Raw genomic sequence first — 22,488 nt, 5'->3', positions numbered from 1 at the left:
TGCCGTTACGCGGATGACTGCAACATCTATGTTCGCAGCCTCCACGCCGGCGAAAGAGTGAGGGCCTCGATAAGCCGGTTCCTGACCAACAAGCTCCGCTTGAAAGTCAACGAGGCCAAAAGCGCGGTGGCGCGACCCGAGGAACGTAAATTTCTCGGATTCAGCATTGCGAATGACGGGAGCGAGCGACGCATTGCGCCGAAAGCCCTCGACAAATTCAAAGACCGAATCCGGGAGATCACATGCCGGACGCGAGGGATCAGTTTGCAACAGATGATCGCAGACCTCACGCCATACCTCATCGGCTGGCGCGGGTACTTCGGCTTCTGCCAGACCCCGCGCGTGCTCACAAACCTGGAAGCCTGGATCCGCCGGAGACTGCGAATGTATCTCTGGCGGCAATGGCGGAACGGGCATAACCGATTCACGGAGCTTCGCCGCCTCGGCATCGCGAAGTTCGCCGCATCGGTCGCTGCCGGTTCACCGACGGGACTCTGGCGCATGTCCGGACACCCGGCGGTTCAACACGCCCTACGAAATCAGCTGTTCGACTCTCTTGGTCTCCCCCGAATCTTCATGCCTGTGCCGGTTTAACTCGATCGAACCGCCGTGGTACGGACCCGTATGCCCGGTGGTGTGGGAGGGGTGGCGTCGCGAGACGTCCCCCTATCCCGATCAACGGTGCGTTATCCGGAGGTGAGCATCTCGATCAACCGATCTGGCGGGCGGAATTTGCCTGGCTTGATGCCGAGCGGTGCCAGGGCGCCGAGCATCTCGAGTTTTTCGGCTGGGTCGGCGCGTAGGTAAATCTCAGTGCTCTCGAGAGTGGCGTGCCCGAGCCACAGCGCCACCTTGCGGATATCGCGGGTCGCTCGCAGCATGTGCATGGCGGCGGCGTGCTTTGCCAGGATATATTCGAAGCCGGCGCGCGTCATCGCCCGGCCGGCGTTGTTCAAGAAGAGCGCAGTATCGCCGTTCTTGGATCTGACCGCTATCCAGGCTCGGATCGCGGCCGAGGTCTCCTGCCAGAGTGGTAGCACACGCTCTCGCCGTCCTTCGAAGACATGGATGCTGGCGGGCGCCCGACCGTCGAATTGGTCGAGGGAGAGACCGACAAGCTCAGAAACGCGCAGCCCGCCGGCAAAGCCGAGATGCAGCATGGCGCGATCGCGAATGCCCGACGTTGTCCGCCGGTCCGGTGCGTCAAGCAGCGCCTGAACCTCAGCGCGCGAAAGCGAAGCGACGAGCGTCTCGTCAATCTTCTTCATTGGAATCGCGTGCACCCGAAGGGCTTGATCGAGCACCACAGGTACTCGGTGTTCGAGATAGCGAAAAAAGGACTTCACGGCCGCCAACCGAGCGTTGCGCGAACGCGCCTTGTTGCCGCGCACCTCCTCGACATGTTCCAGGAAGGCAAGGATCATCGCGACATCGAGATCCTCGATATGCAGCAAACAGGGCCTCTTGCGGAGTCGTCGTGCGGCAAAGGCCACCAGCAGCTGGAAGCTGTAGGCATAGGCGTCGCAGGTATGGATGCTGGCTCGACGCTCACGGGAAGATGTTCTCGAAGGAAGGCGGTGAGGTGCGGGGCGAGTTGGGTCCTGCCTGCTCTCCCGATACAAGCCTTCGCCGGCTGCTGCCATGTGCGTCATCAGCTCAGGCGTCGCCTGGAGATACCAATATGTATCGCTCACATGGGCGTGGCCCATATAGGTGCTCAGGGCCGTGATATGGCGAGCGACTACCTGGGCGTCGTGCGCACAGCGTTCGAGAGAGCGAACGACGAATGTATGGCGAAGATCGTGGATCCGCGGTCCTCGCGATCCTGGGGCGCCACGCAAGCCGATCGACCGAACGAGTTGCAGGAAGACCGTTATCGCTGTCAGTTAGGCAGGCGGCATTCCCAGATGCGAAATGAAGAGCGAGTCGCTCTGGCTTGATGCCTTTAGGCGAGCGGCGAGATATCCGTCCAATGCGCGTCTGGTCGTTAAATGGAGCGGCAGCAACCTGCTCTTCTTGAACTTAGTCTGGGCAATAATCAGCCCATCGTCTGTCACGTCCGGAAGTCGGATGGTAAGCGCTTCCGAAACGCGCATGCCGGTCGCGGCAATCAGCCCGAACATTGTGGCGTATGTCAGTGGCCGAATTGAGCCAGCGGGACCAAGGTGGCGCGCGGCGTCGATCGCCGTCAAGGTGCCGACGGTCTCGCCGCTTTGGTGCGCGAACAACTCCACCACGACCCCTTCGCGGGGACAATTTTCGTCTTCCGTTCAAAGCGAGCAGACCGTTTGAAGATTTTTGCCTGGGACGGGTCCGGGCTCGTGCTGCTGTGGAAGCGGCTGGAGCATAGCGCGTTCCGGTGGCCGCCGATCAGCGATGGCGTGATGCGTTTGTCCGCATCACAGCTCACCGCGCTGATGGACGGCTTGGATTGGTCGCGCCTGCATGCCCGCGATGTTGCCCAACCGACCGCAACGTCGTGAACCCCGTGACCAATTGAATCATATCGGCTGCAGTCTACCACAAGGGCCCGCGAATCAGCTTGAGCACCGGGCGTGAGCGAGACCACGGATCAACTTCCGACCGATATCGAGGCGCTGCAGGCGCTGGTTGCGGCGGCACGCGCGGAGCGCGACGCGGCGATCGGCTTTGATGTCCATCTCGTCGCCGATACGGCGGCCAAGCCGAAACGAAGCGATCCAAGCTTCTTGGGGTCTATCGCTCTGTTCCGGCATGACGGCCGGCAGGCGGTCGCCGTTGGGCCCCATGCGGGTCATGGGGCAACTGCCAAGGCTTCAGACACCTTTGACATCAGTAACGCCCTACTCGCCTCGGGGCAAACAGATCCCTCGAAGCTCCACGTGGTTATTGTGCCGTACAGCCTCGCGGCCACCGTCATTGATCAGAAATCGATCGTTGAAACAAACGCGTTGAAGTTCGAGAGCATCGAGTTTCTCGCGAACAGTTAGGTGCCTCCGCCTGGAACCGCTACGCGGGGGTACTCCGATGTTTGGTCATATCGGGGAAAGCCGCCGCACCTTACGTGCGCAAGGGGGGCGGCGTCAACTAAGCGCAAGTCCTAACCAGCTGCTTGGGGATCGGCTGACAGCAATACTCGCTCTTTGCAGCGTACGAAAAGAAAGTCCTTGCGGACGATGAAAAACATCGCTTCTAAAATAGTCTGCCAGTGCATGCTACAATCAAAGATTGAGTACACGCAAGCGGCTGGCCTCAGATGTCATTCCCTGAACATCGTGGAGGTTTCGTAGACGTCGAGCTTTTTCTTGGTCCCTTGAGTGACTCTTGCCGGGCTGAGCGATTCCATCTTAAACCCCTCGAACGACAAAGGCGTCGATCCAACGACTTTGATCAATGCTTCGTCAGCCTGTAGCGTGGAGACTTCGATCGGCGACTGTTGATCGCGACCTGGCGTAACGATCTGTCTGTAAGACACGCCTGCCTTGGTAAGTTCACCCACGATCTCCAACATGCGAAGCGAGCCAAGCCGGAGACGATCCAGGTAATTCCTCTCCCGCACGTCATTTGTCGGCAACAAAACAAAAACGAGCTTCGTTGTCGGCTTCAGCGTCTTCTTGATAGACGCGAGCAGTTTTGCCGGCTCGACGATTTCGACGGCGTCGGAACGAAAGCGAACAACGACCTGATCCTTTGTATCGACCAGCTTGGCGGTATCGCTGTCGATCGGCGTGAAGTAGATGTCGGGCTTCGAAGCAGGCTTTTGTACCTTTGATGATGACACGAAACCGCTATCGAGTTGTATCGGAAACTTGGAGACCGTGGCGAACGTTCCAGCTTGGGTTACATCGATTGGCAACGACACGGAGTTTGTCGTGAACCACGTTCCGGCCTTGGCATGATCGTCGCTGACATAATTCGGAGGTGCCCCGGCGGCCGATATAGGAATAGACGTCTTCGTCACGTGGGCCAAAGGTGGCAGCACAATGGGGTTTGCCGCTTCCTTCGTCGACAGGATTTCAGGGCAGGGGGAGCCCTTGTCCTTCATCCTTTGGAGCAGCTTCTCAATTCGCGCCTCAAGCTGAGACACCGTCGTTTTCGATCCGACCGGGTCTGCGGCCGCTTTCCAATCTTCTCTGATTTGAAGGGCCACTCCGCAAGCGAGCGCGATTGATGCGGGACCATTTTCCGCCATCGCTTCCAAGGCGATCACGGCGCCCATGACCTGGTCCAGCCTCGATGCCGTAGCGGCATCGAAGATCTGGATCTTCCGCCAATCGTCGGGATATGCGACCAGGTTCGGAAATTGCTGATATATCTTTCCGTCAATCTGCAGGCCATCAGCCAACGTCTTTCCGACGAAGTCGTTTAGCAATTGCTCGGCGGAAAGCCCGGGTTGCCTCGGGGCCTGATCCACAAAGACTTGAGCATAAAGGCCGTTCGGCTGAGACGGCATGTCGGCAGCATAGTCGTTTGGGGAGGTCGAATAGTGAACGAGAAGACCAGGCACTTTGGAGATCGGCAGATATCCGTCGAGAGGCTTTTCGTTCACCGCCCGGTGGCCGTCGGCGTCGACGATAGAAAGTTGAGACCGGCACATGTCGAGAATGGCGATCACTGGCGCCCCTCTCGAATTAAGGCCGGCAAGAATGGACGATTGGTCAAGCGACCCCATTCTCAATGACTGCTTCGAATCGTCCTCCGCGCCGTCGCCAACACTGAACGATTCCGCTCCCATCGCGTACCCGTGTCCGGCGAAATAGTAAAAGGTGAGCGCGTTCGTGGAGTCGCGCACTGTGGTCGAGGCCGTTATGATCCTGTCGTGGAACTTCGCTGATACGTTGAGGAAGCACGCGACCTTGAATTGCAGCTTGATCATCAACCCGGCGATTGCGGTCGCGTCCTTCACCGCGTTCTTAAGCTTTGGGACGGCGTAGAGCGAGCGCCCGAATGAGCCGTCCAGTTGTTTGCGGTCCGGATAGTCGTTCCCGATCACGATGGCGAGGCGCCGCGCGCTGCCGCCCGGAGCGGCTTCGATCATCTTCTTGATGTCGGGAACAGTGGCCTCTTGTCCCATGACGTCGTTGCACATGGGGACGTCTGCGGGGGTAGCCGGGTCAGCGGCAGCTGACGCCCGGGCGTCAAGGGCGAGTGTAATCAGAACGCCCGCGAACAGCCATGACTTAATCGTCAGTGATCGGCGGCGGCCGCACTCTTGACCCATGACAGTACCTCCGAAGTGAAGGACGTGTAGATGGCGCCCTCGCCGCAACCTGATCCAGTGGATCTGGAGATAATACCTATGAGAGCGGCACGTTTATCTGCCGATCCCTGTTGGTCGACAAGCATGTAGCCGCCACCACCGCTATCGCCAAAGCATGGACCGACTGGCCGCGGATCGACGATCAGGATCTCGCGTCCTGATGCGCAACCGTAGAGTTCAGCGTCCTGTTTGCCATTGATGCTTCCAATGCAATCCGGGCTCAGGATTGGTGATATCGCCAAGGTCTTTTGTTTGGGATCCTGGAGCAGGATCGGTTTGTCTTTGTTCAGCGAGGTGTAACCGAACCCAACGACCAGAATATTTTTGTTGCCGGTTGAGAATTGCTGTTCGGCAAAACCTTCCGGCGGTAACTGAACGGACTGCGCCACCTGGTTTGGGATATCCCCGGCCAGACTGACGACCGCGATGTCTTTTCCGGCGAGAGAGACTGATGATTCGGCCTGCGTCACCCCATTTCCTGGACACTTGACGCCTTCATGCCCTCTTTGCCGCAGGACGGCCGCTCGATAGTTTCGTACGTCTCCTATCTTCTGGCCGAAAACCACATACTCGATTGTACCTAAACAAAGGCAGTGCGCCGCGGTCAGGACCGTGTGTTGGTCGCCGGCCAGGACGCCGGAGCAAAAGTCTTTTGTGGGAGAGCTAAAGATCAGCGACACCTCGGCAAGGCAGTGCGGATCGGTAACGGATTCACCACCGATCACACGCACGTTCATTGCCGAACAACCGGCAATCTTGAGGGATGCAACCGGATGATCGGCCGCCGTTTCCAGCCACTTCGAGTACCGCTCGTCGTGATCGATTTGTCGCGCTGCCCCCTTGTTGATATCGTCCGGCTTTTCCTTGTCGGGGACGGTTCGATTGGGATCGTAGTCGTTCGCCCCGTTACGAAGCGCGATCCCTGCTTCGTATATCTTTTGACGGAGCGCCGCTGAGTATTCCGGCGAGCCTGGTGCCCCAGAGAGGGTCGCTGCGTCGCGTATGCGCTTGCCCATATCTTCCGATTGACTCTGAGCACCCGCTGGTGAGCTCAAAGCCGAGGCGATTAGCAGAACAACTGCGACTACTTCTCGAGTTCTTCTCATCACGACCTCGACAGAAATATTCAATGCGGCAACAACTTAGTGCGACGCGACTGTCTGATTCTGGATGAGGCGGTTCTGCTCGCCAGCATTTGGTCCCAAGGCGATATTGAGAACGTGGGTTCGTTGGCCGGCCGCAGCGAAGGTAGAAGCCCCAGAGGGAGAGGGGCCCTTCCACTGCAGCAGCGTCCAGTTCGGCGTGGCGCTCGCACCGTAGGTCAGCACAAACGATACCGAATGCAACAGGGAGTCGATCGGCGGGTCGATATGCTTCAATCCCGCGATGATCTTGTTGGCTTCGGTTTCGAGATCGCTGACGTATTGCTGCTCCGCTAGAGCCTCATTCTTCTTATCCTCTTGGTCCACGACCTGCTTTTCCGGCACGTCGGCGGGCGGAGGATTTGCATTCGCAAAACCCTCGTAAATCTTCTGCACATCGTCTGCTCGCTGCTTGGCAATTGCCGTCGCAGAGGCGGCATCGGCCGCATAGATCCTCAGCGAGGCAATATTGCTGCTGACCTGCCTCTTGATGTCCGGCTCAAGGACTGGCCAAGAGCTGTACGCGGCCTTGCCGATCTGCGCGGGGTAACTCGCAATCCTCCTTGCAGCTGCGGTCGATGCGTCAGCAGCTGCTCGTGCCGCCGCGCTCGCAGTCTTTAGTCGATCGATGGCCCGCGCATAGGTGATCGAGCCACCGCCAGCAAATGGCGCACCAGCCTTTCCCGGTCCAGGCGCTGAACTCGGCTTGACGGTATTGACGGGACTGGGGTGATATCCGGCGTGCAGCGCCAACACATCGGGCCCGACTGGCGCCAAGGCAGAATCGATCCACTCTCTCAGCCCCAAATTGCCCGTAACGCCGCTGCCGTCAACGCCGATGCAAATCCGTTCCCCCTCATGCCCTTGTTCGTATTTCGCGACCTGCTGGCGCCAACGCTTCAGCTCCTTCAATGAAAGCGTAAAGCTGATGACCTCCGCGCGGACGGCCTGCTCGCCGAGATTGGCACCGGCGCCGAAGGTGAAGAACTGATTGACCGCAGCGATCGAGTTGTTCGTGAGGCTGGTCGAACCAGCGCCGAAGTTGAACGCATTCTTGTAGAAGTGCGTGTATGTAACACCCGGTGCGATCCCTCCGACGTTGTTTGCCTGAAGCGTCAGATCGACCTTGGCCGTCCAATCGGCCAACCATCGATACCGAGGCGTGTCGATGACGTCATCGAAGGCATCCGCGACTTCGCAGCGAACCCTCGTGACCACCTTGTTCATCAGGACGTCGCTTTGGGTCGTGCCCGTCGCTTCCTCAAGCTGAGGGACCGTAGAACACCCGGTAAGCAGATAGAACAATGGAATTGAAAATCGAACAAACAAAGTAATAGAACGCATGCACCATCCCCTGAAGAGCACGCAACACTACGAAAAATTGTAGTCCCTATGTGACACTAGCGACGAGAGCCGGTCCTGTCGATAGGCTTTCTACGACGCGCGAAGGGATACACAATTTCAGGACGCTCTCGCTCATTCGGGGCCGGTCGTGCGCGAACTTCAACGGCTCCAAGGACCGCAAGCGCGATCTTACTCACGACGGCTCGGTTAGCCCGAGCGGTCCCAAATGGCATAGCGCCAGCGGGGAAAAATCGGATGGTGCGGTTTCGGGAAAATATCGGATTGAGGACCCTCACGTCCGTGCCCAACCGCCCTCAGTCACTTAAGCGCAGAAAATCTGCGCGCCTGCTTCCTATTTTGATGCCGATCTGCGTTTCGGGCGGGCAAGTTGCACGCGCATTGCGCTCTGGATGCGGTGCAGTAGGCTCTGCCGCACGCCATGGGCATGCCATCTTTTCGTGGGGCGCAGCTCGGCGTCCTGATTTTTGCTGGTTCGCTCGCTGTCCTGCCGCATAGTCTGTTTGTAGCGGGCTCGGTGGTAGCGGGTGCGCTATTGGGCCGGCGGAAAGCGAACATAGCACCGGTAGTGCGCTGTTTCTCGGCAGCGGGGCGTTGCGCGGCGCGAGGACCATGTCCGAAACTACCTTATTGCATTGCCCAATCCGTGGGGGCCTGAGGGTGGGTCAGAGAGCGGCGGACCATGCTCGAGGTCGTCTGGCGGAATCCGCAACTGAGTTGACGGCCACAAAGCGCTAGGCTGGGCGAAGAAACCGCGGCTGGCGGCAATTTCGAGTGACATCGCGTCTAATCCGCCATTCACATGCGCCGCATGGATGCCGACACCGACGCTGTCCCGGATGACGTTGCCGGTGCCCAAGGGTTTGGAGAGGGCGGCTGATCTCGACAATTGCGCAGCCACGGCCTTCCCGCGAGCTGAGCAACGCCTCTCATCCTATATGTTCTTCAGAATGGCTTTTTTGGAAATGGAGGAAGTTGCAAACGTCACGATATTCCGCGTGGTTCAGGCGGAAGCCACACGCGGATATGCGATTTCCCAGAAAGATCGGATCGAACGCCTGGAAACCGTTAGAGCAGTCTAAGCGGACATAGTCGACGGTACGCACCACACTCTGAACCTGGATGCCGCAAAGATCATAGTATCGCAGACGTGCTGCGGTTGCCCTCTCGGTGGTCGAAAAGAGCGACAGGGCGAGATCAAAGGGCGCTTGGCAGACTCGTGTGAGAAATTCCATCGGGTCATCCATCGTACCAAGAAAATTAAACGGCAGCGTACAAAGTACTTTTCCGTCGTATCGTTTCATTATCACACTGATCAGCCGCTTCTTTTTGAAGAATTGATTTGCATCACAGCAAATCACTGCTGCGCTCCCGCACCGTCGTTCGCGAGGTGGGCTTATGTCGATGCCAAGGTAGTCATTGTCATCATTCTTGACACCGAGGAGGCGGTAGTAACCACAACCTACTTCAATCATTAACTTGTATTTGGTCGAGCGCAAGAGACCGAGAAAAAAGGGATCTCTCAAAGTCATGAAACTCGTGCACCTCGGCCGTGAAGAAGTTCGGCTGCATGAGACGCATGCCTTCGTCCGCTAAATAGATCGCTCGATTGCTTTGCCTGGATAGAGCGCGATATCGTCAACTTGCCGACATTTGGTCTTGAACCTAACTAGCATTGCCCCCAATGCCCGGTGATCTATGCGATACGCCGTGGCACCGGGCAGGAGTTAACCTGAGCGTTCGCTCGTGCCGTCGCGATTCGTGAAGCGGTACCGAGGCCGGTGCCGATCGTGAGCACGCCCCATGCGTCGCCGCGTCGTGTTCGCCGATCTGAGGGATAGCTTCGACCAGAGTCGCCGGAAGATGAAACTTGCTGCTCTTCCGATTGCTCGGCAGGTTTTGCGCGCCCTTGCAATCGAGCCGTTGCTCTCCTTTTCACCAGGACACGCGATGCCGATGATCGGTGCGAGCTCGAATCGTCGTTCCCAGCGTTCGAGGTCAGACTTTGATCATTTTTACGAGACGCGTGATCGCTTCGTCGCGACGTGGTTCCTCGTCGGGATGACGTGATGGCTCGGACTCCCACAACAATGAAGACCAAGCGGCGGAAGCCGTGCCAAACGTCGATGAGATCGACCGGCGACGAGTCCGCGCGAAATTTGAATGCCGCTTCACCGCTAGGCGAATTGCGCTAGACTACACGCATCGTCATCGCCAGATCTTGGGCGCACATACGAGTCGCAATATCCGGGCCGCGCCTGCCGTCCGCCTCTCGCCTCGCGCCGAGGGAGACGGCTCACGGGACCTGGGAGCACCGTGGTCATGGCCTGCGTGAGCATTATCCTCTCCTCCGCTGCGCGGCGGCCCAAGGCCGCCGCAGCCGCATCGATACGCCGCCAGGCTGTGGCGGATCGTCGTCGCCATCCAGCCGGCGTAGCGCGGCGAGGATGTCGGCGAGCCGGATTGCGTGGCACATGCCGGGAATCTCGCGTAGCGCAGGACAGGATTCAACGGCGAACATGTCAGACGCCCACGACGACAGAATCCTCCGCTTTTCGGACACGGAAAGCTCTTCGTCGGTGAGAACCTGGTCCGGAGACGCATAGTGCGCGGCCGGGTAGAAGAGGGGATCGAGTGTGCCGGTATTCGTGTTGGCGTTGGTCATCAGTTGCCTCCCTTACGCTCCTTTCTTCGGGACGGTCTTGTGAGATGGGCCGGGCGGGGTTCGCCGCCCGGGAGCTTCGTTACTGAGTGTTGATGGCGATGCGCTTAACATCCGCGCGCGGGCTCTCCGATTTAGGCAGTGTGATGCTCAGCACGCCATTCTTGAACGAGGCCTCGGCCTTGTCCTCCTCGACGTTCTCCAGCGGGATCTGCCGTTCGAACGCGCCGTAATAGCGCTCGGTGAAGTGCTTGCCTTCGCTGCTGCGCTCCTCCTTCTTCTCGCCGCGGATCGCCAGGACACCGTTCGCGATTTCGATCTGGACGTCCTTCTCCGTCATGCCGGGCAACTCGGCCGTGATGGTCAGCGCCTTGTTGGTTTCGCTGAGCTCGATCGTGGGCCAGCCGAATTGCCCTTCCATCAGCGGCGCCAGACCCGTACCGCCGAACCCGCGGAAGACATCGTCGAACAGGCGGTTCATCTCGCAATGAAGCGCCATGAACGGATCGTAGTTGCCGCGCGTCGGCGCAAGTTCCTGATTCCTCGACCGGGGAATGAGATCACGAATTGCCATGCTGTTCTCCCTGATACGTGAGGCAAGGAGCGCGGCTGCGCTTGCGCGCGCCGCGTTCCGCCGTCGGACCTTGACTGGCGTCAGGCTGCCTTCTGCTCGATCTGCGACGGAGAAGCACCGCCTGCGATCTGGATCCGGCGCGGCTTCATCGCTTCGGGTACCTCACGGACGAGATTGATGATCAGCAGTCCATCGCGGAAGGAGGCCGCTTTCACCTGAACGTAGTCGGCCAGGTTGAATACGCGCTTGAACGGACGTGCGGCGATCCCCTGGTAGAGATACTCGCCGGCCGCCTTCTCGGGCTTCCTGCCCTCGATGGTGAGCGCGTTCTGCTCGGCGGTCACGGCGATGTCGTCGGCTCCGAAGCCGGCGACGGCGAGCGAGATCCTGTAATGGTCCTCGCCGGACCGCTCGATGTTGTAGGGGGGATAGTGGTCCTCGGTCGCCTGGCGCATCGTGCTGTCGACGAGGTCGGCCAGATGATCGAAGCCGATGGTGGAGCGCCACAGGGGCGCGAAGTCGAAGGTAGTCCTCATAACCAAGTCCTCCAAAGAGCAAGATGGATACAAGGAGCGCAAGGCAGGAGTCAGAAGGGTCTGATACCCGGCCCCGCGCCCGCGCCGGACCCGATCTGGCGCCCGGCACACCGCTCTCGCGGCGAAAAATGACTTAGAAAATCGGGAAGGCGTTTCAAGAGGTCGGTCGCAAGAAACTTCGCGACGATCTCGGTGCCGCTCTCATTGCCGTTGTGCCGTTGTTCCGAAGAACTCGCAGATGCACCCACAGGCGTCTTGACAGCCGATCGTCCCCGGGAATTCTCTTTCCCGGTTTTCTCAACCCCGAAAAGGACCGTGACGACCGCCAGGAGTGACGAAGATGCTCGACGAAGATCTGCCCCGCATCCGCGCGCACCGCAATAATATTCACCGCTATCGACGGCTGCTCCGGACGAAGCTGTCGGAGCTGGAACCTCAGTTCATCGAAAGGCGGCTCGCCGAGGAGAAATCCGCGCTCGATGCTCTGGCCACCGACACCTTCCCCGTCGCATTCGCGCTTCCGAAGGGCCCGTCGGCCTCCGCAACGACGAGGAAGGAGCGATAAGCGACGCTCGCGACCTGCTTATCCGCGCCAGCGGAGCCATTCGGGGAAAGACGACTTGTCTTTCCGGATGACCAAGATCCAGCAACCGTCCGCTCTGACTTCATGAAGCCAGTAGGTCCCGACGGGACGGGAGAGTTCGCCATGCACACGGAGAACATTAGCGATGCTTTACGAATCAGGAACAAGCAGCAAAGCTGCGTGTTCTCGACATGCTCTGGTCGTCAATGTCCCCCCTGTTGCCAGACCAGAGGCCAACCCCAGGGCCCCAGCCGCTCCCCGTCGGACTGGGGCCATTTGGTATATGCAAGTAGGCCGCCTCCCAAATGTGAATCGTATCGGGAAAACGTCAAGCGGTGTTCAAAAGTGAACATAATGTATCGGCGACCGACCTGGCTAGCTCAAGCTTGGTCGAGCAATACCGCCAACCAAACTCCAGCGCGTCCGACATTGTAGGTGATGCCGGCCCCTGCAGCCAAACACGCTCATGGCGTCAAAGGAAGGAGTCACTTCGGATCGACGCCGAGAACAAGAAGGCCGATCAGAAGGTGAAAAGCATCTGCAGTGATGCGCTGATATAAGCAAGCCTCAGCACGAGCTTGGTTCGTTCTGCATTTACGGGCCGGTCTGTCCAAAAGTGAACACAACGTACTTAGTAGCTGATCTAGGCTCGGGCCGCTTGGCGAAAACCGCCAAGCTTCCTCTCCAGCGGCTCCGGCACTTGTAGTGGTGCTGGGCCCGTTCTTATTCGCGCCTCCCGCTCGCCAATGAAACCTGAGAGGTAATTTGCGACTCGATAACTCTCTGCAGAGATCGGGCGGACTAGACTGTCGGTGCGGCGCGCTCGCTGTGCGCTAGCCCACGGACCGCCGGCTCAAGCCGCGCACGTGAATCCCGCGCGGCAGTCCCTTCAGCTCGTCTCAGAGATGCGGCCGATTATCGCTCCATACGACAACGTAGCTCGACGCACTGCTTCATCCCGGGACTTCACACATTTCAGACGATCCGAGTCTCAAGACAACCTTTTGCGTTAGCAACCAATTTGAATCCCGGCTGTTGTCGAGCGACACATCAACGCCGGAGGACAAGAATGCCGCGCATACTATCCATCCTCGCCGCTCTCACATTGCTCGGATCGGCTCCTGTCAGCGCTCAGTCTCAGCCAGCCCAGAGCGGGCCGGGCAACAACGCTGTCAACAGCTCGGACCAGAACAATTCGAACGCTCCGGTGGCGGGCCGCAACAGCTTCACTGAGGGCCAAGCCAAGTCGAGGATCGAAGCGGCCGGCTATTCCAACGTCTCGGATCTTCAGAAAGACAATGATGGTGTCTGGCGGGGCAAGGCCGACAAAGCCGGAACCAAGACCGACGTGAGCATCGACTTTCAGGGCAACGTAAACCCCGCCAAGTGAGCTAGGAGCATCGACATGACGACGACAATTTCCCGCCTTTATGACAACTACTCCGATGCCGAGCGCGCCCTCACTCGTCTCGAGGCCGCCGGCGTTCCACACTCCGACATCAGCATCGTCGCCAATAACTCGGAGAACTGGTACCGGCCCCGAGGCAAGGTCGATCGCGATCGTGACGGCGTCGATGACCGCGCTGAAGGTGCCGGCACAGGTGCCGGTATTGGCGCAGGGCTTGGAGGCGCGGCAGGGCTGCTCGCTGGATTGGGATTGTTGGCGATTCCGGGTCTTGGACCTGTGGTCGCTGCGGGATGGCTTGCATCTACGGCCGCTGGCGCGGCGGCTGGCGCCGCGGCCGGCGGGATCGTGGGCGCGCTCACGCAGGCCGGTGTATCGAAAGAAGATGCATCGCGCTTTGCCGAGGGAGTTCGACGCGGCGGGACGTTAGTCTCAGCTAGAGTTGCCGATAACGACCACTCCCGACTGGAGGCCCTTCTTGACGACTCGTCTGTGAATCTGAGCGAGCGCAGCACTGCCTGGCAGAAGAGTGGGTGGACGGATTTCGACGCCGCGAGCCCGCCACTTGCTCCGGACGATATTCGTCGCGAGCGCGACCTTTACGGGACAAACACCGCTAGGTAGGACGCTCCATGCGAAGACAGGCCGTTCGAACATCGGACGGCTTTCTCGTTTAGCATAGCGCACCTGGATATCAAAAAAAGAACAGGTCGCGGGTGGTCCACTTAGACCGCACCCATCTAGCGGCTCATGCGAGTGCCACTGCTTTTAAGTCTGTAATGATAGTATTTCACATTTTAGGCTCCCTGCTTCTCCAAGTGGGGCGCGCGGTTGGTGTAATTAAAATGCGCCGGAGGGCCTGTACTTCCGCTTGATTATCTGTGTCAAAACTCCCGAGTGTTGGGCCTGTGTTTGCTTTTCTTCAACGTTGGTTAGCAGGTGCGTGCGCCAATCAGCTCTTATTCGAATGCGACGCCATCCCGGTCGTTCTCATCGAACCAAGCTTGCGCAACCTAAGAATGGCGAGGCATTGCGAGGTGCTTATTGCCGCACGCGGTCAAGGGTGTGCGCATTCGTCGCATCGATGAGGATCGACTTCGAAGTATCAACCGAGGAGGGCCGAGAGGATGAGGGGCGGCGACTTCTTGCCGATGGGACCCGTCGAGCAACGGCAGGCCAGGCAGCGCAATACCGAGATCGACGCCCAAAAACTTCGAACGGCGTCCATGAGCCCAACGCAGCGACTGGCGAATAGAACCGACGTCGTCAGAAGGATACAGGACACCGAAGCGGCACGTCAGTTCATACAGAAGGAGCTCGATGCCATCGCGCCGGATCCAAGCCGCCGGCGCCGCGCTCACCGGCGCCGACCTTCAAGACGGGTGACGTCCGCTTTTCGGACGCGGAGACCTTGAAGCTGCGGGGAGTTCGTGCCGACCTACTTCAACGCTACCGGATGAAGCCCGAGTCCGCAGTCCATAAACCGTTCCTGTCCAAATGCGCTTTCTAGACCTCAAGGACCAGCGATTCCATGCACTGTTGGACGCCTTCAAGGATGAGGCCGACGGCCGGGCCGAGAGGACGATAGCCGCCGTACCCGCTGATTGTCCGGCAGGTCCTTTAGAGACGCTACGGCGCGACGGCCCTTACGCGTACGTACGAGCCCGGGGCGTCTTCGATGACCGGGAGATAGCTTCCACCGGGTTCGCGCGCCGGAACCCGCTCGTCGTTCAGCCGGGTCACCCACTCATCCCAGACCGGCCACCACGACCCCTGATGGCTGGTGGCGGTCGAAAACCATTGATCGGCATCGGGTGGCAGGCTGTTGTTGGTCCAGTGACCGTACTTGCTTCCGGGTGCGCTGATCACGCCCGCCATGTGGCCGGACGCCGACAGCACGAACTTCACAGGGCCGGAATAGAGACGCGTCGCCGCATATGTCGACTTCCAAGGGGCGATGTGATCCTCGCGCGTCGACAGAATGAAGGACGGGACCTTGATCTTTGACAGATCGATCGGCGTTCCAGCCAAGGTGATGCCGCCTGGCTTCGCGAGAAGATTTTCGAGATACATCTTCCGCAGATAGAACGAGTGCATGGCGGCGGGCATGCGCGTCGAGTCCGAATTCCAGAAGAGCAGGTCGAACGGTAGCTGCTCCTTGCCTAGCAGATAGTTGTTGACGACGAAGGACCAAATCAAGTCGTTCGCCCGCAACATGTTGAACGAGGCCGACATGTCGTGTGCTTCGAGATATCCGCGCTCGCGCATGCGCCGCTCGAGGGACGCGAGCTGCTCCTCGTCGATGAAGACGGCCATGTCGCCGACCTCCGAGAAGTCGACCAGCGTCACGAAGTAGGTGGCGCTCGCGATGCGGTCGTCGTCGTTCGCCGCCAGATAGGCCGTCGTCGAGGCAAGCAGAGTGCCTCCGAGACAGTAACCGATCGCATTCACTTGCCGCTCGCCGGTGGCGCTGCGGATCGCATCGAGGGCCGCGATCGGCCCGTCGAGCATGTAGTCCTCGAAGGTCTTCTCGGCGAGCTTTTCGTCGGGGTTCACCCAAGAGATGACGAAGACCGTATGGCCCTGGTCGACCGCCCATTTGATCAGCGAATTCTTCGGCTGGAGATCGAGAACGTAAAACTTGTTGATCCAGGGTGGAACGATAAGAAGCGGGCGCTTGCGGACGTCCTGCGTCGACGCGGCGTATTGGATCAATTGCATCAGATTATTCTGGAACACGATCTTTCCCGGCGTCGTCGCGATGTTCTCGCCGAGTCGAAAGGCGTTCATGTCGGTCATCGTGATCGACAGGCGGCCATCGCCGCGTCCCAGATCGGACAACAGGTTCTCCAATCCGCGCAGCAAGTTCTGTCCCCCGGTTTCGAGCGTGGCCTTGAGCACCTCTGGGTTCGTCGCGACGAAGTTCGAAGGAGAGATCGCGTCGACGAACTGGCGCGTGTAGAAATCGACCTTGCGTGCGGCCGCGTCGTCCATGCCCTTGACGTCCCTGACCGCCGAGAGGATCGACTTTGCAGCGACGAGATAGCTTTCCTTGACGTAGCTGAAGACCGCGTTTTCGGTCCAGTCGGGATGCTTGAACCGCTTGTCCTTCGGCTTCTCGGGTTCGGGAGGAGGCATCGTCCACATGCGCTCGGCCGCCTTCGTCCAAAGGGCGATGCTTTCGTTGAACAGGTCGATCTGAGCCTTCGCAACCGGGGTCGGGTCGGTCATCATCTTGGTCATGAGGTCGACGAAGTCGAACCCGAGCGTCGACGTATCGGCCATGCCGAGCTTGGTCGCGTTGGCCTGGTTGGAGACGAAGCGCTGCATGAGCGATTGGCTCTGTCGCGCGATGGACTGAAGCTGGCTCGCCAGAAGAAGGGGATCCCAAGAGGGCTGCACGGATCGGTCTGTCATGGCTCCTTCCTTCCGAAAAGACTAGCACTGCGGACATCGAAGACTCAACGCGGAGCGACCCGCAACGGTTCGACGGCGCAGTGCGCGATCAACCGCCATCGCCGATCTCCGCTTTTTGTGCGATGCGGTCCGAGGCCGAACGTACGATGCATCGCGACCGCGGTCGCTTCCGTCCGCCTGGCGAGCCACGGACAACCTAGTTTGAATGCGCGGCGCCGAACCTCGAGCCGTTCCGGTACAGAGTTTTGGGCAGGGCGCGGAGCCGACCTTTTCGCAGGACGAACCGTGAAGGTCGAGCTGCCGTTCACGCTCCGAAATTAAGTCCCCTGACGTATCGCAGAGCTTCTTCCAATACGTTCCGCCGGGCACGAGATATAGACCTCCTTAACGCACCCGGCCGATCCGCAATAAGGCGAACTCCCGGCGCATTCGTAGTTCAGGTAATCGAGAATGTAGTCCTGGCGGCCGTCGCCATTGACATCCCGAACGGTGACGAACCCCGTCTTGAGAGACAGCGCGCCGGTGCAGTCTTCTTCGCGTCCGCGATCGCGCTTTGCACCGGTTCAGGGTAGGGCGGGCCGGATTGCGCGTGCGCGGAGGCCGAGCAAAGTGGCAGCCGTCAGCATTATCCGGAAGAAGTTCTTCATAAAGAGAGCAGCTCCATCGTTGAAGAAGCCGTTTCCGAACGGGATCGTAGGGCCGAGCGAACTCATCGCGCGGCGATGCAGGTACGAAGACGCGCGCTATGCGCCGCCTTAGTCATCATCCTTCGATGAGCCATCCTTATCCTCCTTATCCTCCTTATCCTTCTTATCGTCCTTATCGTCCTTGTCGTCCTTCTTGCCTTTGCCGCCGCGCACCAGTTTGAAGATGCCGCCCACAACCGAGCAGATCAGAATGGGGATGGCCATGAGAATGGCAACGCCGCCGGGGGTCACCGGCGCAATGACGGTGACTGCGACGAAGCCGAGCAATGCGCCCGCCGCGCCAGCGAGTCCGATCCCTTTGAAAAAATCAAGCATCGCTTACGGCTTGCTCTTGTAAATGTTGAGCAATTTCGTTCCCCATTTGTCGGACCAAAGCCGGGCACGCAGCGTGAGCTTCTCCAGATTCCAAGTCGGGTCCCACAAGCTCGGATCGTTCTGAATATCGAGCGCCCATTGCGCGAAAATCTGCTTGGCCTGCCATTGACGATGACGTCGACAGGTCCGCGACGAGGACCAGCGCGTCCGGCCGGCCTTTTACGGAGCCCGGGGACCAGGCCAGCAGGAAGGGACCCTGGCCGTCCAGGGCGGCCCCGTTTTGCTTTGCATCCTTGATGGCCTCCTGCGCGAGCACCACGCCGTAGTGCGCTACGGCGCCGGCGCACACTTTCTGCCGCGCCTCCGCATTGATCTTGTCAGCCCATGGGGATTTTTCGAGCGGCCAGACCGTGACCATCTGCCTCTGCGGCGGAGCCTTCACGTCCTTGTAGTAAGGCAGGCTGGACACGTACGCATCGCAAATCATGTCGTACCGGTCCTTGTCGGCTCCCGTGGGACCAGTCTTGAACGCCACAATGCCGTAAGCCTTGAACTGGCTCGGCGGATATTGTCCGGGACCGGCGGTCATGCGCGTCGGCAGAACGGCGTCGGAATTCACCGACGACTGCGATGTGCTCTGCAGGTCGCCCGGCAAGCCGGGGAGCTTGAATGCTGAACCGCCTATCGCTCCCAGGACCAAAACGAAACCGACTATCGCTTCGATGCCGAAAGGAAGAGCCTGCGTGACAGCGCTGGTTTCCTTCCCGGATCTCATCATCGCAAATGCAGCGGCGCCGGCCGCAACAACCAGAATTCCCATCGCCGCCAACCCGACCTCAGCGATCATTCTGTCCCTCGCCAGATGCTGGTGCCTTTGACTTGCGGTTCTCGGTGACGGCTTCCTGCTGCGTATTTGACGTTCGCGTGCCGGGCTTCGCCCGCCGGGCCATACTCGGCTTCGCCTCCCCGAGCCTTTGAAAAAGTCTCGGCCATCCGGTGACTGTCCCTCACGCAGGGGCTTGGGACGGCTTTCAGCCGGCTCTGTCTGGAAAAATTCTGGGCTTGATGCCCCCTGCCGTCAAGGACCAAGCGCAAACGTGAAAACCGGGTAGTCGCCCGGTAAGAGGCCGGGCTCCGGGCCGCACCACTTTTCCGCTTTCAGTCCCTGGCTGCATTCCCGCCGCTCTTGCCGCTCCGGCTGGCAGGGTTGCATGTGCAACCCTTTTTCATAATCAAGGAAGAAGGCCCATGAAGACAGACGTCTATGAGCGCGTGACAGCGCAGATCGTGGCAGCGCTGGAGCAGGGGATCAAGCCCTGGAACGCGGAGCATGCAGCGGGACGCCTCACGCGGTCGTTGCGCGGCAACTTCGTTCCGTATCAGGGCATTAACGTGCTGATGCTGCGGGGCGCGGCGGCGGAGAAGGGCTACGCCGCGCCGATCTGGATGACGTTCAGACAAGCGCTTGAGCTTGGCGGTGCGGTGCGGAAGGGCGAGCGCGGCAGCCTCGTGGTTTACGCATGAGATCACCCGCAGCGAGACCAATGCCGAGACGGGCGAAGAGTGCGAGCGGGATATTCCGTTCCTCAAAAGCTACACCGTGTTCAACGCCGAGTAGACGATGGCCTGCCGCCACATTTCTCGACGCCTGCCGCGCCGTGCCTCGATTCCATCCAGCGCATCGGGCCATGGTGAAAGGTTTTTGCAGACACCGGCGCACGCATCCGGCGCGGCGGCAATCAGGCTTACTACACGATGGCGTCCGATTTCGTGCAGATGCTGCAATTCGAGACGTCAAGCTGCGGTAGCAAGTGACAGCCTCTTTAAGGAAGGCGATGGCGCTCTCCTTTTTCTGATCGGGCCGGATCTGAGAGAAGGCCAGGCGCGATGCATCGTCGATCGACACGTGGAGGGACTCGTGGCTGGCGCTGCGGCTTTCGCGTTTCTGGGAATCTCGTCGAGCTCGATCGCTACCTTCTCGGCGCTACGCAGTTCGCGTCTGCGGAGAGCTCCGAGAACGCGACGTTCGAGCGCTGCGCCATCGTAGCTCGGCTCGACGTTACCCTCTTCGAAGCGATCGCACCAGAGAACGTGGCCGCGCCAGACTATGAAATGGCTTCCGCACCCTCCGTCGCGCCAGACCGATGGATACAGCGTCGCCTTCCCCGCGCGCATGTCGAGCTTCCACGCCTTTCCAGCGCGCGGATCGAGGTTGACGACCAGGGTTTCACCGCAGCCGTCCGGGCAGCGCATCAATACGGATCGGAAGGCGCCGCGACGCACGAGAACCGCGTCGCCGGGCTTCTCCAGCAGGCCCTCGCCCTCGTCGCGATACTCCGCTTCGCCGCGCAATCGTATCCATCTCGCAGGACCTGTCATGTGGTCGCCCTTGTTCTTAGGTCCTCAGCTAGCCGGGCAGCGACGACATAGCCCTTGGTGCGCCGATAGCGGTCGGCGGCGGGTCGGTCGTCCCACTGGCATCGTCGAAGGAGCTGCACGGCGACCGCGGCCTGATACTCGCTTGGGCACGACTGGGCCGCCATTCCCAACCGCCTGAGTTGCCGCACGACCGTGGACATCCAACAGTACTTTGCGGTCGGCTCGCAAGGGCCCGGGGCATGGATGAAACTATGCGGCGCATAGAGGCGATCTATTTCGGACCACCAAACCAGATCTATTCACTGCTCTCGATTGCATTCTGGAGGCGGCTCGAAGGCGAACCACGTCACGAGAGCAGCGAGGTCTGCGGTGAGCGGGCCTGCCGCAGCACCGAAGCCAGATCGATGAGAATCGCCTGTTCGTTCTTCACGCGCACGTTTTCGCCGTGCAGGTCGCCGCGGGCCGGGGCCGAGCGATAATGTTGCCGAAGGGTTGTCAGTTGCTTCCATACTTCGTCTGGGCCGACGGAAATTCCATATCGCTGGGCGGCTTGAGGGTATAGGGGCCGGATGTCTTGCGGCCGACACATTCGGCGTCGTACGGCCGCGACCGCGTGCTCACCCGCCGGGCGACCGGGTCCTGCGCTGGGCCGACGGGGACGAGGACTACGATCCCGCGACCGGCACCTGGATTCCGGCGTCGCGCCCCCTGAGCAAGTGCGAGGCCAACAGGCGCCTCATGGTGGGACGGGAGATCCGGCTGGGACGGACGCTGGGCAGCCGTCCGGGGGTCTACGAAGGCATGGTGTGGGAGGCGCATCCCGACTACGGCCATATCGACATCGCCAACGCCACCCTGCACCGCAAGCCGTCCGGCGTTTCGAAGAAGGCGCGCAAGAGCGCGCCCTGGTGGCGTTGCCGCCCGAGCTGCTCGCTGAGATCCGCTCGTGACGCGAGCGCGACGGCGACCACGTCCACGTCTTCCGCAGGTCGACCGGGGCCCCGCTGCCAGCGGACACCCTCAACGAATACTTCACGGAGGGATGCGCCGGCTCGGCATCGACGGAGTGACCGGACACAGCCTCAGGCACACCTGCATCACCTGGCTGTCGCGGCCCTCCAGGCCGCCGGCCCCCGCCGCACGCGGGGCCGGCGGCCTTTTCTTTGCGCCTCCGCGGGCGCCTCACCGGCACCGACGGCGAGGCCGCCGACAGATTCCGGACCGGCGTCCTGCCGGCATCGGCCAAGTGGCGGGATCGGCTGCGTTTTTCGGGCCCAGGCCGCGATCCCCGCTTTCATCGGTGGAAAAGCCGAAGCGGCGGCTAAGACTGACCAATTTGCTAAGTGTGCCTTAGCAAATTGACCTCACAGTAAACTTGATTTTCGCGGGAAAGCTGAACCAATTGGAGCGTACGCTGCCCGAGGGCCTTTTGGTCGATTCGGGTTGGATGACAGCACATGGCTATTCCACCAGTCTGCGCAGCCAATACGTTTCGTCCGGATGGCTCGTGCAGCCCACCCGCGGAACGTTCAAGCGCCCGCCCTGACGTGGCAGAAGGTCGTCATATCGCTTCAGATCCTAATGAAACGCACTTTGGTGGTGGGAGGCCGAACCGCGCTCGAACTGCAGGGCTTCGCTCATTACCTCAGCGCCGAAGGCTCCGCGGTCGTATATCTTTACGGCCCCGATCCACCACCTGGATGGCTCTTTAAGCTGCCGATCGAAGAACGATTCATATTTCGCAAAAGCCGGACGCTTTTCAAATTCGATTTCTTGAAGAAGGGATTTGACTACGGCCGCAAGGATCCGAGTGGCACCGGTGTTATGGCCGAGGTACAAGCAGGATCTTTCAAACAGATATGCGCTCCGCGGCGATCAGCGAGACGCGCACTATGTGACGTGCTGCTCACAAGTTTTAAACATGGACGGCGGCGGCATGCAGTTCGTCGCGTTCGAGGCGCGCGACCCGGTCGCCGACGTTGCCGAGGTCCGTAGAAATCCGTTTCTGAGCCGTGACGACATGCGAGCGGTACTCGCTCGCAGTCTCGAGCTTTATCAAGGCCGCAATGGCGGCAACCTTCCTAAGCGGATGGCGAACGCGATCGACCCGAGGTGGCGCGGCGGCGCCTCCAATGGACAAAGTATCAAGGTCGCGTCGAAGCTGAGC

The 22,488-nt window shown here is 60.0% G+C and carries 20 protein-coding genes and 4 pseudogenes; 10 read left to right on the top strand and 14 right to left on the bottom strand.

The window, feature by feature from the left end; genetic code table 11:
• Positions 1 to 594, top strand: a 594-nt coding sequence (locus tag SO180_RS38135) for a group II intron maturase-specific domain-containing protein (protein WP_449383942.1), incomplete at its 5' end; no start/stop codon positions are given.
• A gap of 92 nt (positions 595 to 686) precedes the next feature.
• On the opposite strand, the gene SO180_RS38130 is transcribed toward SO180_RS38135, so the two are convergent.
• Both SO180_RS38130 and SO180_RS38125 read right to left on the bottom strand, forming a co-directional pair.
• Positions 687 to 1,709 (bottom strand): tyrosine-type recombinase/integrase, encoded by a 1,023-nt coding sequence (locus SO180_RS38130; RefSeq protein WP_449383941.1) that lies wholly within the window; start codon positions 1,707 to 1,709, stop codon positions 687 to 689.
• Between the two features lie 177 nt (positions 1,710 to 1,886).
• Complete coding sequence (locus SO180_RS38125) at positions 1,887 to 2,237, bottom strand: tyrosine-type recombinase/integrase (RefSeq protein ID WP_449383940.1); 351 nt, start codon at positions 2,235 to 2,237, stop codon at positions 1,887 to 1,889.
• On the opposite strand from SO180_RS38125, the gene tnpB reads away from it, so the two are divergent.
• Both tnpB and SO180_RS38115 read left to right on the top strand, forming a co-directional pair.
• On the top strand, positions 2,166 to 2,483 hold the full coding sequence (gene tnpB / locus SO180_RS38120) for an IS66 family insertion sequence element accessory protein TnpB (protein WP_449383939.1): 318 nt from the start codon (positions 2,166 to 2,168) through the stop codon (positions 2,481 to 2,483). The genes SO180_RS38125 and tnpB overlap by 72 nt on opposite strands.
• Before the next feature lie 72 nt (positions 2,484 to 2,555).
• Entirely contained in the window at positions 2,556 to 2,969 is a 414-nt protein-coding gene (locus tag SO180_RS38115) for a hypothetical protein (RefSeq protein WP_449383943.1), read from the top strand.
• A gap of 269 nt (positions 2,970 to 3,238) precedes the next feature.
• Here the strand turns inward: SO180_RS38115 and SO180_RS38110 are convergent, their stop codons facing one another.
• From SO180_RS38110 to SO180_RS38095, 4 genes are all read right to left on the bottom strand, one after another.
• Complete coding sequence (locus tag SO180_RS38110) at positions 3,239 to 5,068, bottom strand: caspase family protein (protein ID WP_449383938.1); 1,830 nt, start codon at positions 5,066 to 5,068, stop codon at positions 3,239 to 3,241.
• A 98-nt stretch (positions 5,069 to 5,166) separates the two neighbouring features.
• Positions 5,167 to 6,255 (bottom strand): trypsin-like serine protease, encoded by a 1,089-nt coding sequence (locus SO180_RS38105; RefSeq protein WP_449383937.1) that lies wholly within the window; start codon positions 6,253 to 6,255, stop codon positions 5,167 to 5,169.
• Between the two features lie 126 nt (positions 6,256 to 6,381).
• Positions 6,382 to 7,608 carry a hypothetical protein gene (locus SO180_RS38100; RefSeq protein ID WP_449383936.1) on the bottom strand — a complete coding sequence of 409 codons (1,227 nt, stop codon included), beginning with the start codon at positions 7,606 to 7,608 and terminating at the stop codon, positions 6,382 to 6,384.
• Between the two features lie 1,064 nt (positions 7,609 to 8,672).
• Complete coding sequence (locus tag SO180_RS38095; RefSeq protein ID WP_449383935.1) at positions 8,673 to 9,275, bottom strand: hypothetical protein; 603 nt, start codon at positions 9,273 to 9,275, stop codon at positions 8,673 to 8,675.
• A 271-nt stretch (positions 9,276 to 9,546) separates the two neighbouring features.
• Here SO180_RS38095 and SO180_RS38090 point away from each other — a divergent pair, with 271 nt between their 5' ends.
• Positions 9,547 to 9,813: a hypothetical protein gene (locus SO180_RS38090; protein WP_449383934.1), complete on the top strand. Its 267-nt coding sequence runs from the start codon at positions 9,547 to 9,549 to the stop codon at positions 9,811 to 9,813.
• Positions 9,814 to 10,081: 268 nt separating this feature from the next.
• On the opposite strand, the gene SO180_RS38085 is transcribed toward SO180_RS38090, so the two are convergent.
• The 3 genes from SO180_RS38085 to SO180_RS38075 form a co-directional block, all read right to left on the bottom strand.
• A complete protein-coding gene (locus SO180_RS38085; RefSeq protein ID WP_449383933.1) occupies positions 10,082 to 10,408 on the bottom strand; it encodes a hypothetical protein in 327 nt (108 codons plus the stop codon).
• 79 nt (positions 10,409 to 10,487) lie between these two features.
• A complete protein-coding gene (locus tag SO180_RS38080) occupies positions 10,488 to 10,979 on the bottom strand; it encodes an Hsp20/alpha crystallin family protein (RefSeq protein ID WP_449383932.1) in 492 nt (163 codons plus the stop codon).
• Positions 10,980 to 11,059: 80 nt separating this feature from the next.
• Positions 11,060 to 11,515, bottom strand: a complete 456-nt coding sequence (locus SO180_RS38075) for an Hsp20 family protein (RefSeq protein ID WP_449383931.1) — start codon at positions 11,513 to 11,515, stop codon at positions 11,060 to 11,062.
• Positions 11,516 to 11,855: 340 nt separating this feature from the next.
• Here SO180_RS38075 and SO180_RS38070 point away from each other — a divergent pair, with 340 nt between their 5' ends.
• From SO180_RS38070 to SO180_RS38060, 3 genes are all read left to right on the top strand, one after another.
• Positions 11,856 to 12,080, top strand: coding sequence for a hypothetical protein (locus SO180_RS38070; RefSeq protein ID WP_449383930.1), 225 nt, complete (start codon positions 11,856 to 11,858; stop codon positions 12,078 to 12,080).
• A gap of 1,087 nt (positions 12,081 to 13,167) precedes the next feature.
• A complete protein-coding gene (locus tag SO180_RS38065) occupies positions 13,168 to 13,488 on the top strand; it encodes a hypothetical protein (RefSeq protein WP_449383929.1) in 321 nt (106 codons plus the stop codon).
• A 15-nt stretch (positions 13,489 to 13,503) separates the two neighbouring features.
• On the top strand, positions 13,504 to 14,127 hold the full coding sequence (locus SO180_RS38060; RefSeq protein WP_449383928.1) for a hypothetical protein: 624 nt from the start codon (positions 13,504 to 13,506) through the stop codon (positions 14,125 to 14,127).
• A gap of 1,005 nt (positions 14,128 to 15,132) precedes the next feature.
• Here SO180_RS38060 and SO180_RS38055 read toward each other — a convergent pair.
• The 3 genes from SO180_RS38055 to SO180_RS38045 form a co-directional block, all read right to left on the bottom strand.
• Entirely contained in the window at positions 15,133 to 16,920 is a 1,788-nt protein-coding gene (locus SO180_RS38055) for a PHA/PHB synthase family protein (protein WP_449383927.1), read from the bottom strand.
• Between the two features lie 755 nt (positions 16,921 to 17,675).
• The gene (locus SO180_RS38050) at positions 17,676 to 17,942 is read right to left on the bottom strand and encodes a hypothetical protein (protein WP_449383926.1); all 267 of its coding nucleotides are present in this window, start codon (positions 17,940 to 17,942) and stop codon (positions 17,676 to 17,678) included.
• Positions 17,935 to 18,789, bottom strand: a complete 855-nt coding sequence (locus tag SO180_RS38045; RefSeq protein WP_449383925.1) for a hypothetical protein — start codon at positions 18,787 to 18,789, stop codon at positions 17,935 to 17,937. The genes SO180_RS38050 and SO180_RS38045 overlap by 8 nt, the downstream gene beginning before the upstream one ends.
• A gap of 401 nt (positions 18,790 to 19,190) precedes the next feature.
• Between SO180_RS38045 and SO180_RS38040 the strand changes: the two genes are divergently transcribed.
• On the top strand, positions 19,191 to 19,466 hold the full coding sequence (locus tag SO180_RS38040; protein ID WP_449383924.1) for an ArdC-like ssDNA-binding domain-containing protein: 276 nt from the start codon (positions 19,191 to 19,193) through the stop codon (positions 19,464 to 19,466).
• Between the two features lie 259 nt (positions 19,467 to 19,725).
• On the opposite strand, the pseudogene SO180_RS38035 reads toward SO180_RS38040, so the two are convergent.
• A pseudogene (locus SO180_RS38035) lies at positions 19,726 to 19,878 on the bottom strand (IS481 family transposase); the annotation flags it as partial.
• A 155-nt stretch (positions 19,879 to 20,033) separates the two neighbouring features.
• A pseudogene (locus tag SO180_RS42550) lies at positions 20,034 to 20,321 on the bottom strand (ubiquitination-like system serine protease family protein); the annotation flags it as partial.
• A 1,375-nt stretch (positions 20,322 to 21,696) separates the two neighbouring features.
• Between SO180_RS42550 and SO180_RS38025 the strand changes: the two are divergent.
• Together SO180_RS38025 and SO180_RS38020 are read left to right on the top strand one after the other, a co-directional pair.
• Positions 21,697 to 22,316: pseudogene (locus SO180_RS38025) on the top strand (AbiEi antitoxin N-terminal domain-containing protein).
• A pseudogene (locus tag SO180_RS38020) lies at positions 22,243 to 22,488 on the top strand (hypothetical protein); the annotation flags it as partial. The pseudogenes SO180_RS38025 and SO180_RS38020, both read left to right, overlap by 74 nt.

This window comes from Bradyrhizobium sp. UFLA05-112, assembly GCF_053572325.1.
This window is presented reverse-complemented; position numbering and strand designations above follow the sequence as displayed.